At 53.7% G+C, this 15764-nt stretch carries 14 protein-coding genes; 10 read left to right on the top strand and 4 right to left on the bottom strand.

What is annotated here, in order from left to right:
* Nucleotides 1-97: 97 nt before the first annotated feature.
* Complete coding sequence (locus JCM12308_RS28495; RefSeq protein WP_174519167.1) at nucleotides 98-247, bottom strand: hypothetical protein; 150 nt, start codon at nucleotides 245-247, stop codon at nucleotides 98-100.
* 204 nt (nucleotides 248-451) lie between these two features.
* Nucleotides 452-703 (bottom strand): hypothetical protein, encoded by a 252-nt coding sequence (locus tag JCM12308_RS28490; RefSeq protein WP_174519166.1) that lies wholly within the window; start codon nucleotides 701-703, stop codon nucleotides 452-454.
* A 227-nt stretch (nucleotides 704-930) separates the two neighbouring features.
* Between JCM12308_RS28490 and JCM12308_RS02035 the strand changes: the two genes are divergently transcribed.
* Both JCM12308_RS02035 and JCM12308_RS02030 read left to right on the top strand, forming a co-directional pair.
* The gene (locus JCM12308_RS02035) at nucleotides 931-1512 is read left to right on the top strand and encodes a DJ-1/PfpI family protein (protein ID WP_054782715.1); all 582 of its coding nucleotides are present in this window, start codon (nucleotides 931-933) and stop codon (nucleotides 1510-1512) included.
* Nucleotides 1513-1542: 30 nt separating this feature from the next.
* On the top strand, nucleotides 1543-1920 hold the full coding sequence (locus tag JCM12308_RS02030) for a ribbon-helix-helix domain-containing protein (RefSeq protein ID WP_054782714.1): 378 nt from the start codon (nucleotides 1543-1545) through the stop codon (nucleotides 1918-1920).
* A 39-nt stretch (nucleotides 1921-1959) separates the two neighbouring features.
* Here JCM12308_RS02030 and JCM12308_RS33275 read toward each other — a convergent pair whose 3' ends face one another.
* The gene (locus JCM12308_RS33275) at nucleotides 1960-2295 is read right to left on the bottom strand and encodes a hypothetical protein (protein WP_506344894.1); all 336 of its coding nucleotides are present in this window, start codon (nucleotides 2293-2295) and stop codon (nucleotides 1960-1962) included.
* 1497 nt (nucleotides 2296-3792) lie between these two features.
* On the opposite strand from JCM12308_RS33275, the gene JCM12308_RS02020 reads away from it, so the two are divergent.
* From JCM12308_RS02020 to JCM12308_RS01990, 7 genes are all read left to right on the top strand, one after another.
* A complete protein-coding gene (locus tag JCM12308_RS02020) occupies nucleotides 3793-4314 on the top strand; it encodes a YeeE/YedE thiosulfate transporter family protein (protein WP_014286567.1) in 522 nt (173 codons plus the stop codon).
* 11 nt (nucleotides 4315-4325) lie between these two features.
* Nucleotides 4326-4928, top strand: a complete 603-nt coding sequence (locus JCM12308_RS02015; protein ID WP_054782713.1) for a YeeE/YedE thiosulfate transporter family protein — start codon at nucleotides 4326-4328, stop codon at nucleotides 4926-4928.
* A gap of 255 nt (nucleotides 4929-5183) precedes the next feature.
* Nucleotides 5184-5813: a TetR/AcrR family transcriptional regulator gene (locus JCM12308_RS02010; RefSeq protein ID WP_008547454.1), complete on the top strand. Its 630-nt coding sequence runs from the start codon at nucleotides 5184-5186 to the stop codon at nucleotides 5811-5813.
* 53 nt (nucleotides 5814-5866) lie between these two features.
* The gene (ilvC, locus tag JCM12308_RS02005) at nucleotides 5867-6886 is read left to right on the top strand and encodes a ketol-acid reductoisomerase (protein ID WP_008548157.1); all 1020 of its coding nucleotides are present in this window, start codon (nucleotides 5867-5869) and stop codon (nucleotides 6884-6886) included.
* A gap of 362 nt (nucleotides 6887-7248) precedes the next feature.
* The gene (locus JCM12308_RS02000) at nucleotides 7249-8454 is read left to right on the top strand and encodes an MFS transporter (protein ID WP_208608812.1); all 1206 of its coding nucleotides are present in this window, start codon (nucleotides 7249-7251) and stop codon (nucleotides 8452-8454) included.
* A gap of 135 nt (nucleotides 8455-8589) precedes the next feature.
* Nucleotides 8590-9795 (top strand): MFS transporter, encoded by a 1206-nt coding sequence (locus tag JCM12308_RS01995; protein WP_054782711.1) that lies wholly within the window; start codon nucleotides 8590-8592, stop codon nucleotides 9793-9795.
* A gap of 13 nt (nucleotides 9796-9808) precedes the next feature.
* Complete coding sequence (locus JCM12308_RS01990) at nucleotides 9809-10249, top strand: GNAT family N-acetyltransferase (RefSeq protein WP_054782710.1); 441 nt, start codon at nucleotides 9809-9811, stop codon at nucleotides 10247-10249.
* A 161-nt stretch (nucleotides 10250-10410) separates the two neighbouring features.
* Here JCM12308_RS01990 and JCM12308_RS01985 read toward each other — a convergent pair whose 3' ends face one another.
* Nucleotides 10411-13425, bottom strand: coding sequence for a tetratricopeptide repeat protein (locus JCM12308_RS01985; RefSeq protein WP_054782709.1), 3015 nt, complete (start codon nucleotides 13423-13425; stop codon nucleotides 10411-10413).
* 212 nt (nucleotides 13426-13637) lie between these two features.
* Here JCM12308_RS01985 and JCM12308_RS01980 point away from each other — a divergent pair, with 212 nt between their 5' ends.
* A complete protein-coding gene (locus tag JCM12308_RS01980) occupies nucleotides 13638-15683 on the top strand; it encodes an alkyl/aryl-sulfatase (RefSeq protein ID WP_054782708.1) in 2046 nt (681 codons plus the stop codon).
* The last annotated feature ends 81 nt before the right edge of the window (nucleotides 15684-15764 follow it).

The raw sequence follows: 15764 nt of genomic DNA, 5'->3' as shown, positions 1-15764 counted from the left end.
CACAGACCTCAGCACCAACAGAGCTGCAGGCTGGCGGCTTCGTCGGCGTCAACGTTGGCCGCACATATCTTGAGGCTGATCAGGTTGACACCAAAGATCACCAGCCAGAAACCTCGGGTTTTACGGTTCCTACGCCATCCCATTCTTCCAGCATTTCAGCCTGCAGGTAGACGGTGATATCGAATTTTATCAGTTCGACGCCAAAGACGGCGACAACACCCTGCGCGACGGTCTGGGTGCTGTTCATTTCTCCTACAAAGACCCGCAGCAAGGCCTGTTTGGCGTCTTCGCAGGTGGCGGCGCAACTGTTGACGGTGGCGACGACGACTCCAACAAGACCTTCCAGTTCATCGGTCTTGAAGGTCAGTACTACATTCAGGACATCACCCTGTTTAGTCAGGCTGGCTTCCTTGATGGCGACGATGATCAGTACGAAACCATCGACAATGGCCTATTCGCACGCGGTGGTGCAAGCTACTACTTCACGCCAAACACCAAGCTGACCGGCTCTCTGTCTTACGTCAATGGTGACCGTTACAACCGTCCAAACCCGGGCGATGCACGTGACGGAGAAGTCAACATCTTCAGCTGGGGTGCCGAGTTCAAGCAGAACTTCACTGCTCTGCCAGTTGGCCTCAGCGCATCCTACAACGGTCATGACTTCCAGATCAAAGGGGATGAGTCCGATGAACCAGTCGTCCATGAATTCCGCTTTGGCGCATTCTTCCAGTTCGGTACATCCACCTTGCAGGAAAATGACCGCACCGCTGCAGGCTCTGATCTGCCAGAGTTGAAGCGCTGGATTTCACTCTCCACCAACGAAGTCGACTAAGACCTCAAGATGTGACTGGGCTATGTAGTAATACGTTATTACCCGCTCAGTCCCATCCCTTGCTAAGTTTCCCTCACAGCGACATCTGGGAGGGAAACATGTCCGCAAAGAAAGTTCTTATGATCACCGGTGACTTCACCGAGGATTACGAAACCATGGTGCCATTTCAAACACTAGGCGCCGTTGGTCATGATGTTCACGCCGTTTGCCCGGATAAAAACGCCGGTGACACCGTCGCAACATCCATCCATGATTTTGAAGGTGACCAGACCTACACCGAAAAACGCGGTCACAACTTCACTCTCAACGCCACCTTCAGCGACATCAATCCAGCAGACTATGACGCACTCGTCATTCCAGGCGGCCGTGCACCTGAATACCTGCGCCTGAACCCGGCAGTACTGGACATGGTCCGCCACTTCTTCGCTGAAAACAAACCCGTCGCCGCCATCTGCCATGGCGCACAGCTTCTGTCTGCGGCTGGCGTTCTGGAAGGCAGAACTTGCTCCGCTTACCCAGCCTGCGCACCTGAGGTCACCATGTCCGGCGGCAAGTTTGCCGATATCGATGTGGCAGATGCTGTCACAGACGGCAATCTGGTGACAGCCCCTGCATGGCCAGCTCACCCAGCATGGCTCAAGCAGTTCCTTGCCCTGCTCAACCAGCCTGCCTATGCTTGAGGCATAGCACGAGATAAGGCGGAGGGGACCATGTGCGAGCTGTTCATCAAGGCAGATTCTGACCTATGGGAGAGCACCACACGCTCCCTTCGCATTGACCGCATGGTCACAAGCGTGCGGCTTGAAACCTACTTCTGGACCATTCTGGAAGAAATCGCCCGGCGAGATGACATGTCTGTCGGCCAGTTGCTGACCCGTTTGCACAACGAGTCCATTGAAGCCGGACATGACCTCAGCAACTTCACCAGCTTCCTACGTGTATGCTGCCTTCGCTATCTCTCATTGCAGGTGACCGATGACATCCCGAAGGACAAATCCGTCCCCATCAGCACCCTCAACGCTCCTCAGTTACTGAAGAACGAACGGGCCTATCGGGCTCAAACAAGAGCCTCTGCGACTGTGAGTTAGGCTTCCCTCGCCCAATCAGCGAGAGAAGCCTGTTGTTGATCAGGCAAACACGAAGTCTTCAGCACTCAGGCTGTAGGTGAACAACCACCCTGTATCCACCTCCAGCACATCATTGCCGTAGGAGATCGTGATCCAGCCACCGAGCAGGCTTTCGTCGATATCGAGCTGTGAGAACGAACTTACCCCAGCTGCTGAAAGATCGATGGTATCTTCGCCAACCTTGAAGTCGTCAATCACATCCTTCACGCCATCATCCGCAAAGCAGAATATATCTGCACCATCCCCCCCAACAAGGAAGTCACGGCCAGCTCCATCATGGAGGACGTCATTACCGTCCCCGCCTTCCAGAACATCATCACCAGCACCACCCAGCAACCGATCGTTCCCATCTTCGCCGCGCAGATGATCATTCCCGGCAAAGCTTCCAGCGCATCATCACCATCGTTGCCGCGCAACAAATCGTTGGAAGTTGACCCAAGAATATAGGCATCCTGCCCATGGTGTCCGGTCGGATCTAGCGGGATCTGAATATCCTCAACCCACGTATCATCGCGTTTCTGATCGGAAAGCCCGGAGATGATCACCACACTGTCTCGGTTCATCTCGCTGTAAAACTCAGAGGCGTTTATGGCGTTAAACGCCGTGCTGTAGTTGAACGGCAAATGCGCTGACCAGCTTGGCAGGTTGAGCAAACCACCACCATCCCAGAACAGCGGCGTATCATACCAATCATTGAAGATGACGATATTGCTGGTGTCGTAGCCATAGTCTGTGTCATTGCCGGTCAGATCCAGACCATCGGAAGAAATCGTCGATGGTACCGGATCATTCTCCAGATCAAAACTGAAGAGCTCAGCTCCGCTGCTCAACACCGCAGCACCATCCTCCGGCGCATAGTGGCTGGCGAACGCCATGTAATTGGCATTCACGAAAAACCCATCCAGCCAGTCGTTGCTGCGCTCTGCCATGTTGGCAACAGCACCACCACCCAGAGAATGCCCGGTGACGATCAGGTCACTACCATCCAGACCATGCCCCACCATGAGGTCTTTAAGCGCAGCAAGCAGCCCACCAAACGCCTCTTCCACGTAATGCGGCTCATCCTTAAAGAACTCAAGATAGTCGATCACGTCCCCAATGGTGTCAGTAACGATATTGTCCAGAGTTCCCGTCGTTCCACGAAACGCCAAGGCCACCTGAGTAACATTGCCATGCTCATCATACTTGGCCAGCACGTCTGCCTGCGCATCCTTGAACTTGAACGTCTCACCCTGAAACGTCCCATTGTGATCAACGAGAGCACCCTCGTAACCAAGGTCTTCAGCAGAAAGGACCGTCCACCCCTTCTCCTCAATCCGGTCACGTGCAGCTTGCTCACTCTCCCCGCTCAGCAAGCCTGCCTGATCTTCAGTGCCCCAAAGGGTTCCAACCAGCGTTGCCAGCGAAAAGCCATTGGCCTGATACGCACTCCCAAGCGCATCATCCAACCCATGATAGCTATAAAGCATCAAATCCAAAGCATCGGACATAAGCTGCCGAGCATCATTTCCCTTATACTCAAATAAAGACATTATCCCTCCCAAATGCAAAGCAGCTACATCCTGAAGGAAAACGCAGGTCTCACAATAACCAATACTCGGAGTATGAATTTCATATTTCCAATATTTAAAATCACCGGAGAACTTCATCACCTGCTCATCAAACAACCTAACCAACGCATTTGATTGCATTGAGCAAAGGCTGGAAAATCTTGCGAAAACGATAAGTTCAGCTGTCCGAGCGAAGCCACAATTTCTTGCAAACTCCTCTTGTATTTTAGTTTATTAGTATATATTAATATTCTAAATTAAAGAGAGATCGGAGGGCAATCAATTGGATCTTCTCAGGCAAAACGTTTGGTCCCCCTATCTGGCGGGCATAATTATTGGGCTCCTGCAAATCCCGGCTTTCCTGCTGGTTGATACCGCACTGGGCGCTTCATCTTCTTTCGTCACCGGCACCGGTTTCATCTTTTCACTCTTCGATTCCAGCATCACGGAGATCAAGTACTTCGCCAAGTACATGTCCAAGGACAAGTACTTCTGGCAAAGCGCACTGGTCATCGGTATCGCTCTGGGAGCGCTGATTTCTTATAAAGCCAGTGGCCGGAAAGCCAGCTTCTCGTCTCCAAGCTGGAAGACCATCGGCGCAAGTTCAGCACCAGTCATCCGACTTCTGCAAGGCTTCATCGGCGGCTTCGTTCTGCTGGTTGGTGCCCGCATCGCAGGCGGTTGCACATCAGGTCACGGCATCTCCGGCCTCGCACAGCTTGGCGTTGGCTCCAGTGTTGCTGTTGCAGCTATGTTCGCAGGCGGCATCGTCGCAGCCAACCTTCTTTACAAACGCGCATCCTAAGGAGAGGTCACATGGAAATCTTCTGGCTTGTTATCCTCGGCCTCACCATGGGCATCATCTTCGGCATCGCACTGGAAAAGTCCCGTGTCATGGAACCCGGCGTTCTCATCGGTCAGTTCCTCTTCAAAGACTACACCATGCTCAAGATGTTCCTCGCAGCCACAGCCACCGGTCTGGTCGCCCTTTCTGGCCTGACGGCACTCGGCCTTGCTGAACTGCATCCAAAGAGCTTCGTTGTCGGCAACATCATCGTCGGCGGCACCATCCTGGGTGTTGGCATCGCCATCGCTGGCGCCTGCCCGGGCACAGTCTTCGCCCAGATTGGCCGCGGCTACAAAGACGCATGGCTTACCGTCATCGGCGGCATCATGGGCGCAGCGTTTTATGGCTACAACAAATCCCTCATCGACGGCGTGCTGGACATGGGCAGCTTCGGCAAGATCACCTACGCTGATCTGTTCCCATCCCTGCCCTTCTGGATGCTCGGCCTCATCACCGCAGCAGCCCTCGTCGTCGTCATGATCGCACTGGAAATGTATCGCCCATGGAAAGTGGATCGCGGCATGGATCAGAACAAGGAAGCATCCGTCAACTCAAACGCGGCGCATGCTTAACTTAAGAGCCCCCAACTGAACTGACTTTGGTTCAGATCAGCAATGCCCCGGAGGAGCACAGACCTTCGGGGCATTTTTTTGCGTGCTTTTGAAAGGATCAAACCAAGCTCACCTAAAGACACCTAATTTTATTGCGTCAACTCTGCATTTCCCCTCACTTTCCTGTTGCATCCATTTCGATTCTGCGTCATAACCGAACCGTACCGTACGGTACAGAAAATCAAACAAGCCAAACCGCTGGAATTAGAACCGCATATGTCCACTGAGCCAGAACAACCAGACTTTACAGACCGCCAGCGTGCGGTGCTGGACAAAGCTTTGGAGCTGCTCGTGGAAGGTGGCGAAAAAGCGCTGACAACAGCTGCGATCGCCCGTGCTGCGGGATGCTCCAAAGAGAGTCTCTACAAGTGGTTTGGAGATCGCGATGGATTGCTGGCCGCAATCGTCACCCGTCAAGCCTCCAAGGTTATTCCGGGTGCTGATCCTGCAGCCAACATGAGCGAAGACGGCCTGCGTGCCGCATTGGAAGAATTTGCCAGAAACCTGCTGGAGACCATCTCCGGTGACGTCTCTCTGGCCCTGAACAGACTTGCCATCGGGCAAGCCAGCAAATCTGAAACCGGTCTCGGCGCCATCCTCGAAAAGAGTGGCCGCGCCCGCATTGGCAGACAGACCACAGCTTTGCTGGAAAAGGGATGCACACTTGGCTACCTGCACTGCGAAGACCCGCAGGAAGCCTACAGCACACTTTACGGGCTGGTTGTCCGCGACCAGCACATCCGCATGCTTCTGGGCGGCACCGCTCAGGCATCAGCAAAAGACTTGGAATTGGCTGCCCAAACAGCAGTCAAACAGTTCATACAGCTCTACGGAGCACGGAATTAGAAACAAACCATACGTGCTTTGGGAAAGGCACGAGGGAAACAAGGGGTAATACCATGCGCGTTTATTACGACCGCGATTGCGATCTGAACCTGATCAAAAACAAGAAAGTCACCATCATTGGCTACGGTTCCCAGGGCCGTGCACACGCAATGAACCTGAAAGACAGTGGTCTGACCGACATCACCATCGCTCTGCGCGAAGGTTCCACCACGCGTCTGAAAGCTGAGGCAGACGGCTTTACCTGTAAGACCGTTGCAGAAGCTGCAAAAGACGCAGACCTGATGATGATGGCTACTCCTGATGAGCTGCAGGCAGACATCTGGAAAGACGAAATCGCAGGCAACATCCGTGACGGCGCTGCAATCGCATTCGCACACGGCCTGAACGTACACTTCGGTCTGATCGAGCCAAAAGCTTCCATCGACGTTCTGATGGTTGCACCAAAAGGCCCAGGCCACACCGTACGCGGTGAATACCAGAAGGGCGGCGGCGTACCATGCCTGATCGCTGTTCACCAGGACGCAACCGGCAACGCAAAAGACCTCGGCCTGGCTTACGCATCCGGCGTTGGCGGCGGTCGCTCCGGCATCATCGAAACCTCCTTCCGCGAAGAGTGTGAAACCGATCTGTTCGGTGAGCAGGCAGTTCTCTGCGGTGGTCTGGTTGAGCTGATCCGCGCAGGCTTTGAGACCCTGACCGAAGCTGGTTACGCACCAGAAATGGCATACTTCGAGTGTCTGCACGAAGTGAAGCTCATCGTAGACCTGATCTACGAAGGCGGCATCGCGAACATGAACTACTCCATCTCCAACACTGCTGAATGGGGTGAGTACCAGACCGGTCCACGCATCGTGACCTCCGAGACCAAAGCAGAAATGAAGCGCGTCCTGGAAGAAATCCAGAACGGTACCTTCACCTCTGAGTGGATCCAGGAATACAAGGCTGGTGGCGCGAAGTTCAAAGCAACCCGCCGCCTGAACGACGAGCACCCAATTGAAGAAGTTGGCGCAAAGCTCCGCGGCATGATGCCTTGGATCTCCGCTGGTCAGCTGGTCGACAAGTCCAAGAACTAAGCACTATCCGACAGAACTGCTCAGCAGTTCCCGGATAAGACAACGCGAAAAGCAAAACTCGAAGCGGTCTGAATGCACAGGCAAATCAAGCTGCTTCGAGGTTGAGCTGGCCCAAAGGCGGCCTTCCAAGTCAACCCTACGGAATGCAACCTTAATCCAGCTCAGCTATACTAAGTCAGCAATAATCAATAATCTTCCAGAGGCTTAGATATACGCGATATCCAGAAAAACCCGGTCCAGAACCGGGTTTTTTTGTGCTTAAAATTGCTCACTTTACACGCATAGCCCATCAGGTAATTTACGTAGTATTAGAGCAATTAGCCCGAAACCAATATTTGCAAGGTCAGGGCGTGGAGTTATTCTTGAATCCTATTAGCGGTCCCTTACAAAGACTTGATAAGTTTCCGATTTTATTCTTTGCAGTGATGTTCTTTGGCGCATTTTCGATTGCCTTCGTAATCCCTTTGCTGAGCACTTACATCATTGAGGAATTGGAAGAACCAGCGTTCAACCTTGCGCTGGTCATCGGCGGCTTTTCTTTGGTGTCTCTCGTCACCAACCGCGTCTTTGGTGGGCTCATTGATGCCGGCAATCGGGTCAAGCCGCTGCTCCTCATCAACATCTGCGCCTTCACGCTCCATGCGCTCATCCAGATCGCAGCCCCGTCTTATGTAACCCTCGTCATTCTCGGCATCCCACTCATCGGTATCAGCGCTGGCGCGTTGTCGACCATGTACTCCACGGGCCGCTTGTTTGCAGAACAGACCGGGCGCCATCCGGGCACCTTCAACCTCCACATGCGCATCTGCCTGTCATTGGGCTGGGTGTTCGGTCCACCAGTAGCCTTCCTGCTCTACGGCACCTATGGCTTCAGAGAAATCCACCTTGCTGCAGCTGCCTCTGCTTTCATTTGGCTCACTCTCTGTCTTCTGTTCATTCCGGCAACGCTCAAAACACACATCAAAAAGCAAACCCAGCAAAGCAACACTGCTGATACAGTCCCAGCCATGCTGCTGATCGCCTGTGTTCCTGTGTTTGCCTTATCAGCAGCCAACAGCATCTTCTTCTCAGCCGGACCAGTCTATTTCATCAAAGAGATGGGTTTGCCAGCCTCTGTTCCCGGATGGGCAGTTGCCACCAAAAGCCTGTTCGAAGTCGTCATCATCTACTTCGCCATCAAACCAACAGAGCGCATTGGCGAGCGCAACATGATGCTGCTTTCCGGTTTGGGCGCCTTGCTCTTCTTCGCCACCATCACCAGCGCCACCTCCATCAATCAGGTTCTGATGCTTTGCATCATCGAGGGCATGTACTATGGCATTTGTGCCAGCGTTGGCATCACGTTCATCCAGAACTACGCTCGCCACAAACCCGGCATTGCAACCTCGTACTTCGTCAACGCCATCTTCGTTGGCGGGCTGGCCGGCAACATCCTCACCGGTATCGTCGCGTCTTACACCAGCTTCCAGAACACGATCCTGAGCAGCGTAGTCCTCTCAGCCTTAGCCACCCTGATCCTGCTGGTGATCAAGCCACCACAAAGCGAGCAGCTCGCACAAACCTCTTAAGCTCACACCCGCACCCAACACGCACGCAAAAGAGCTCTCCAACATCTCCCTGCTTGCATTTCCTGCAAGGAGATGTATCAATACGTACATCCCCTCGTTTCTCGTTAATCTTTTCCCATCACCCGTGGATTTCCCATGCGCTCTATTCCCGCTGCTCTGGCAATGCTGGATCGCTTTCCCTTTTTGATTCATGCGTACATGCTCATCGGCTCTCTGGCCGTGGCCTGTCTCATTCCGCTGTACAGCTCTTATGTGGTGACAGAGCTGGGCGAACCAGCCTGGAAGCTTGCCATCTACATCGCCAGCTCCACCATTGTGACCTTGTTTTCAAACCGTTACTTCGGCGCGCGCATTGATGCGGGTGCCCGTCTGAAGCCAATTCTGATCCTGTGCACCACGCTTTACATGCTCAACATGGGCCTGCAGTCCGCTATTCCGTCCTACTGGATACTGCTGCTTGGTGTGCCGCTTATGGGAGTCTCTGGCGGAGTGCTCTCCACCATGTTCTCTTTTGGTCGCCTGTTTGCAGAGCAAACCAATCGGGAGCCTGCCAAGTTCAACTCCCATCTGCGCATTTCCATGTCTTTAGGCTGGATGATCGGCACACCGCTGGCCTTCACGCTCTATGGCATCTTTGGTGTCAGCTCCATTTTCCCAACCGCTGGCGTGCTCAGCGTTCTGTGGCTGGCCATGGGCGCCATGATCGTTCCCAAAGACTTCACCACACACCATCCGATAAAAACCAGCAATGGCGGCGGTATCGAGCCCGTGCCGTTTGCGCTCATCTTTGCCTGTCTGCCGATCTTTGCGCTCACAGCCGCCAACACCACCTTTGTGTCAGCAGGGCCAGTCTTCTTCATTGAGGAAATGGGCTTTCCAACCGCAACACCAGGGCTGGCATTCTCAGTAAAGTGCTTTGTGGAGGTGATTGCGATCTTCTTCGTGGTCAAACCTGCTCAAAAGATCGGGCAGAGAAATGCTATGCTGTTTTCAGCAATGCTCGGCACACTCTTCTTCTTGCTGATCGTTCGGGTAACTGACCCAACACAGGTCTATCTGCTCTGTGCACTAGAAGGGCTCTATTACGGCATCAACGTTGGGCTTGGCCTCACCTTCATCCAGTCTTACGCGCCCCACAGACCCGGCATCGCCACGGCTTACTACACCAATGCGCTCTTTGCCGGCGGCTTGATTGGCAACATGACCACAGGCACTGTGGCCAGCATCACTTCCTTCGGAAACACGATCCAGTTTTCCGCGCTCCTTACCCTCCTCTCCGCAGGCATCCTCCTGATGATCCGTGCACCCAAACCGGAAACCAGCCTGCAAGCTTCCTCCTAACTAAGCAACTGAAATGACAGAAATTCTTGAACTTGAAATCTCAACCGATAAGAACAAACTACAGCTGAACAAGATCTACCAGTTTCTTTCAGAAGAGGCCTATTGGAGCAAAGGTCTGCCAAGAGAGACGTTTGACAAAGCCATTGCCAACTCCATCTGCTTTGGCGCCTATCTGGAAAACGGAGAACAGGTGGCCTTCGCCCGCGTGGTGACTGATCAAGCCACCTTTGCATATCTGGCGGACGTTTTTGTCACCCCGGCCCAGCGTGGCAAAGGCATTTCCAAAAAGCTCATGAAAGCGATCGACGCACACCCGGACCTGCAAGGCCTGCGCCGTTTCATGTTAGCCACAGCAGACGCGCATGAGCTTTACAAACAGTTCGGCTTCACCCCATTGAGCACACCAGATCGAATGATGGAGCGCCACAACAAAACGGTCTACCAGACCACCTAGAAGCACCAGTCCGCACGATTACTCGGTCTTTGTTTGCCGGGTGCTAACCACCCGGCAAAGAGTTGAAGCCCACGAACTTTTCAGTCAGTTCGGGTTTGTCAGAATGGATCCCTCAGAACGTCTGATGGTCCGCTTCAACAAAAACACATAAGCCACTACGTTTAAGAAGACGGACCGCTCAATGCTTTATACCGGCGCGTCCATCGCTTGTGCTCATAGCCATCAGGCTCTTTGTCTGCCCAATACTCAATCAGCAACTCAATCGCCAGCAAGTCTTGCTGCTCAGCCGCACTCGTCAAAATGTCCAAGGCATCTTCACCATAGTTGGCTTCTACTTTTCCATTGAGGATCAACCTTGCAACATGGATCTTAAGGGACGGGATTTTGGAGGAAGCAATGCGATACCACATACCCGCTTTACGATAGTTCTGCTCAACATGGCGCCCTTCTTCATAAAGCTCCGCCAGCTTTCTTTGCGCACTGATGTAACCACTGTTTGCGGAGATCTCCAAAGCCTGCAGGGCTTCCTCAACTTCAGCCTGAGCAGGTGTCTGCTTGGAAAAAACAATATTGGCAAGGGTATACCGCGCTTCTGGAGAATACACCCAGCGATCCGGATCAGAGCGAACCAGTTTCTCTGCCAACTCAACGTTTTTCGGCACTGTTAGACCATAAAACAGGTTCACTGCTGTCAGATGCTTCCTGTCCCAGTCTCTGCTGATGCCATCCGTCTTCAGCATCTCATCAACCGTCATCCCACCGGAAAGCCGATGGGTGATCTCGTAGGCTTGCGCAGGACCATGAAGGCCAACTGCCTCCCGCAATATCTCAACGCCTCTTTCATAGTTGCCGGGGAACTCAGAGCCATAGATGTACTTCCTGGCAAGGTCCAGTTGCGCCTGTAAAAGACCAGCATTTGCCGCAACAGTGTATAGCCGCTCCTGCAGTTTTAAGTCCTGATCAATCTGGCTGTATTCCAGATCCTGCGCCGCCTCCAGCGCTACAACAGCATCCCCATTCAGCCCCTGCACCTGACGCCAATGGGCCAACTTATCTGGACGTTCACCATCAGGGGGATTGTTCTCATAGATCCAGACCAGTCGCTTTGCAGCATAGTGGCTCCCAAGGCCCGCCGCTTTGCTAAACCATTTGACGGCATGCTCCACTGCATTGTCCTGCTCTGGGCTCACCTCATCGTAGTACGCCCCCATGTAGACGTAGGCATCTGAATAGCCCTCGTCCGCGAGCTCCTGCAGCAACTGCTTTGCAGCCTCGACATCCTTGTGTTTGTCCGATGAGAACAAGTAAATGCTGGCAAGTTCAAGCTTGGCGGCTTGACTGCCTTTTTCCATCGCAGCTTTATAGGCCGCAACATGCTCATCCTGTTTTAAGTCCAGAATGTCAGCTTCATCTTCCATACGAACAAGGTGGAAGCGCGCTTCTGAGTTGATCTCGCTGCTTTCCTTGTAAAGACGCTTGGCGCGGGCTTTGTTCCGAGGTCCACCAAGACCATCCTCTTCCAGAAACGCCAGATCGATCTTCACATCATCAATACCGGCAGCAAGCGCCGCATCGTACCAATACCGCGCCTCGATATAATCCGCCCTCACGCCCAGCGCATAATGATAGTGGTAGCCAAGATAATCGTAGGAACTTTTGCTGCCGCCACGCGTTGCTTCATGGAACATCTTCAACGAACGTGAGTAATCCTGCTCTGCTCCATCCCCATAATAGGAGATAAGACCAAGGCGATACGCAGCAAAGGTGCTTCCTCCTTCTCGCGCGACCTCATATAGCTCTATGGCTTTCTGGTCATCTTTCTCAACACCCAGCCCTTGCTGATAAAGAAACGCCAGATCCGCATTCGCGTTGGTGTACCCCTCCGCAATCGCATCCTCATAGTACTGCCGAGCCTTCAGATAATCTTTCTCAACGCCAAGGCCTTCATCATAAACATTCCCCAGCCGCACCAGAGCCAGTGAAGACCCCACCTCCACCGCTTGCAGATAATACTCCCGCGCCTTGGCATGATCAGTCTCAACGCCGTAACCATCGCGGAAGCAATCCCCCAGTCCAACCATACCAGACCGGGCACCTCGCAGGACACTTTCCTCATAAAGTGCAATCACTTCCTCAGGAGTGCTGTCCTCAGGCGTCAAATACCTCTTGAGATAGGCTAGATAGCCCGAAGCCGTTCCATTCCCCCGCTTACGGGCAAGCTGATAGTACTCCTCGGCCTTCCCATAATCGGGCTCCCCGAGCGTACCTTCCTCGTAAAGCTCACCAATCCTCACCAGCGAGTAAGAGGAGCCCCACTCAGCTGCCAGCTCAAAATACTCAACCGCCTTGGCAACATCCTTGGGAACATCGTGCCCTTCCAGATAGATATCCGCCAAATCCGACGCAGCGCCGGGAGAGGAATGTCCGAGCTCTTCCTCCAGCAGGCTGAGCACGCGCTCAATATCAACCTCACCCAGATGCCCGTCATAAATCAGCTCAGCCAATCGCGAGGCGGCTACATCGCTCCCCGCCTCCCGGCCACGCTCGTAATACTCAGCAGATTTTTCGTAATCCGGAGAGCCATCCAGGATCCCCTCCTTGGCAAAGTCACCAAGAAAATCCAACGCCACGTAATACTCAAGAGAGGCAAGCTGTTTCAGGATCTTCAGTCCGTAGGCGACATCCTTACGAACGCCTTCGCCATCCACATAGAGCCGCCCCAGCTGCGCCTGTGCCCAATCATCACCCAGTTGTGCAGCTTCAAAGTAAAGCTCCGCCGCCCGCTCAGGATCCGGCACCACAAAGTGCCCACGCTCATAGATGATCGCCAACAGGACCTTGGCATCAACGTGCTGCTGTTCAACCGCCTTCGTCAGCCAGTAATGCGCTTGCTCGTAGTCCAGCGCAATACCGTCTCCCAGCCAGAACGACTCCCCCAGCTGGTACTGCGCATTCACATCGCCCTGCTCCGCCCGCAGCCGCAACTCATCAAAGTCGATGCTCTCCACTTTGCTGCGATGCTCTTCCAGAACGGAGCGCTTATAGCCGCGCTGTTCCAACACCTCACGCAAACCCGCCACACGTTCCTGTTCTGCATAGGGAGCCGCACAGACGCCTTGCGCAAAACCCATGCAGACACTGGTCAGGAGAAAGGCAGAAAGAACGCGCGAAATCATTGAAACAGCACCCTTAAATATAACTAGGCAATCATTCACTCCCCTCAAATCGGAAGTCAATCAAAACCACACAAACCCTGAACTTAATAACCCAAGGTTGCGACGCGTGATTAGGCCTTCAGCAACCAAAAACCTCATTTCAAACAGTGGTTGAGCCTCCCCCTTAACTGCAACGCGATAAGGAAGGGGCAACTCTACTCCGGAGGTCGGGAATGACGCCCAACAAAACCAAAAAATCCTTTGCCCGCCAAATCCTATGCACATCCCTTGGTGTCAGCGTGGCCTGGTCCCTGTCCCTCACAGCAACCATGGCTGCAACCGTCACCAACCCGGCAACGCGCTTCACAGGTGAGATCTATGAGAACATCTTAAAGCAGCTGCCCTTTGCTGATGAGGAAGACTTCAAGGATGCGCAGGCCGGCTATCTCGCCCCTCTGCCAGATGGCGGTGTGGTGAAGAATGCCAAGGGCGAGATCGTCTATGACCTCTCCAAGTTCGATTTCATCATGCAAGGCTCCATCGCCCCGGAAACTGTCAACCCAAGCCTCTGGCGTCAATCCCAGCTCATCCTGCTCAGCGGCTTCTTCCAGGTGTCGGAGCATATCTTCCAGGTCCGCGCGGCAGACCTGTCCAACATCACCTTCATTGAAGGCGACGAAGGCATCATCATCGTGGACCCGCTGATCTCCGAGGAAACCGCCCGCTACGCTCTGGAGCTCTACTACGAGCAACGCGGCAAGAAGCCGGTCAAAGCCATCATCTACACCCACAGCCATGTCGATCATTTCGGCGGCGTGCGCGGCGTGGTGGATGAGCAGGACGTGATCAACGGCAAAGTGAAGGTCTACGCCCCGGAAGGCTTCATGGAACACGCCGTCTCGGAAAACGTGATGGCCGGTAACGCCATGAGCAGACGTGCCTCCTACATGTACGGCAACCTGCTGCCCCATTCCCCACAAGGACAAGTAGGGGCAGGCCTCGGTCCAACCACATCAACCGGCACCGTCACCCTCATTCCGCCAACGGACATCATCAAGGACAATGGCGAGACCCACACTATCGACGGCCTCACCTTCGATTTCTGGATGGCGCAGGATTCTGAAGCCCCTTCTGAGTTCTTCTTCTACATTCCAGAGCTCAAAGCCCTGTGCACGGCTGAAGATGCCACCCACACAATGCACAACACATACTCATTGCGTGGCGCAAAACTGAGAGATCCTCTGGGCTGGTCCAAGTACATCAACGAGGCCATCTACAAGTACGGCAAGGATGTCGAGATCCTCTTTGCCCCGCACCACTGGCATCTGTCAGGCAATGACAAGATAATGGAGCACCTGCGCAATCAGCGTGATCTTTACCGTTACATCAACGATCAGCCTCTGCGCTTGGCAAACCACGGCTTCCGTATGACGGAGATTGCAGAGATATTGGAAGTGCCGGAAACCCTGCAGCACGACTGGAGCGCACGCGGCTATTACGGTTCGTTCAACCACAACGTCAAATCCACCTACGTGCGCTATCTCGGCTGGTTCAACGGCAACCCGGCCACCCTGCACGAGTATCCGGAACGCATCTCTGGCCCTAAGTACGTTGAGTTCATGGGCGGTCCAGCCGTCCTCCTGCAAAAAGCCCAGGAATCCTATGACGAAGGCGACTATCGCTGGGTTGTGGAAGTGCTCAACCACTTGGTCTTCGCCCAACCGGACAACAAAGATGCCGCAAAGCTGCAGGCAGATGCACTGGAGCAGCTCGGCTATCAAGCAGAGTCCGGCCCATGGCGCAACTTCTATCTGTCAGGTGCACAGGAGCTGCGCAGTGGCATTGAAGACTTGCCCGCTGTCGACACCGCCAGCCCCGATATCATCCGCTCCATGGATATCGACCTACTGTTCGACTATGCGGCCATGCGCCTGAACAACACCAAGGCAGGCAACCAGCAAATCAAACTGAATTGGGTCTTCCCGGACACAGATCAGAAGTACGCCATGGAACTGCAGAACGCAGCACTCAGCCACATCGCAGGCTATCAGCTGGAAAATGCAGACGCGACCGTCACCATGGACAGAAGCACCCTCGACAACATCATGCTTGGCATGGAAACCTTTGAAGAAGCGATCCAATCCGGCATGATCTCAGTTGATGGAGAAGCCTCCAAACTCACCGATCTGCTCGGCATGTTGGATACCTTTGACTTCTGGTTCAACATCGTTCGCCCAGTGCCCTTGGACAAAGCCAATCAGGGCGGCACCAGCAAATAACATTCACCTCTCCCGATGAAGCAAAAGAGCCGGTTTGAAACCGGCTCTTTTTGTCTATGCTTCTGCGTATCTTTATCTGAA

The sequence above is a fragment of the Pseudovibrio denitrificans JCM 12308 genome, from assembly GCF_001310815.1.
Lineage (GTDB): Bacteria > Pseudomonadota > Alphaproteobacteria > Rhizobiales > Stappiaceae > Pseudovibrio > Pseudovibrio denitrificans.
Note: the sequence above shows the minus strand (reverse complement) of the source record. Positions and strands in the feature narration are given on the sequence as shown.

Coding starts and splice junctions, on each gene's coding strand:
- JCM12308_RS28495 (WP_174519167.1), bottom strand. CDS start 247: ATGAACAGCACCCAGACCGTCGCGCAGGGTGTTGTCGCCGTCTTTGGC.
- JCM12308_RS28490 (WP_174519166.1), bottom strand. CDS start 703: ATGGACGACTGGTTCATCGGACTCATCCCCTTTGATCTGGAAGTCATG.
- JCM12308_RS02035 (WP_054782715.1), top strand. CDS start 931: ATGTCCGCAAAGAAAGTTCTTATGATCACCGGTGACTTCACCGAGGAT.
- JCM12308_RS02030 (WP_054782714.1), top strand. CDS start 1,543: ATGTGCGAGCTGTTCATCAAGGCAGATTCTGACCTATGGGAGAGCACC.
- JCM12308_RS02015 (WP_054782713.1), top strand. CDS start 4,326: ATGGAAATCTTCTGGCTTGTTATCCTCGGCCTCACCATGGGCATCATC.
- JCM12308_RS02010 (WP_008547454.1), top strand. CDS start 5,184: ATGTCCACTGAGCCAGAACAACCAGACTTTACAGACCGCCAGCGTGCG.
- ilvC (WP_008548157.1), top strand. CDS start 5,867: ATGCGCGTTTATTACGACCGCGATTGCGATCTGAACCTGATCAAAAAC.
- JCM12308_RS01995 (WP_054782711.1), top strand. CDS start 8,590: ATGCGCTCTATTCCCGCTGCTCTGGCAATGCTGGATCGCTTTCCCTTT.
- JCM12308_RS01990 (WP_054782710.1), top strand. CDS start 9,809: ATGACAGAAATTCTTGAACTTGAAATCTCAACCGATAAGAACAAACTA.
- JCM12308_RS01985 (WP_054782709.1), bottom strand. CDS start 13,425: ATGATTTCGCGCGTTCTTTCTGCCTTTCTCCTGACCAGTGTCTGCATG.
- JCM12308_RS01980 (WP_054782708.1), top strand. CDS start 13,638: ATGACGCCCAACAAAACCAAAAAATCCTTTGCCCGCCAAATCCTATGC.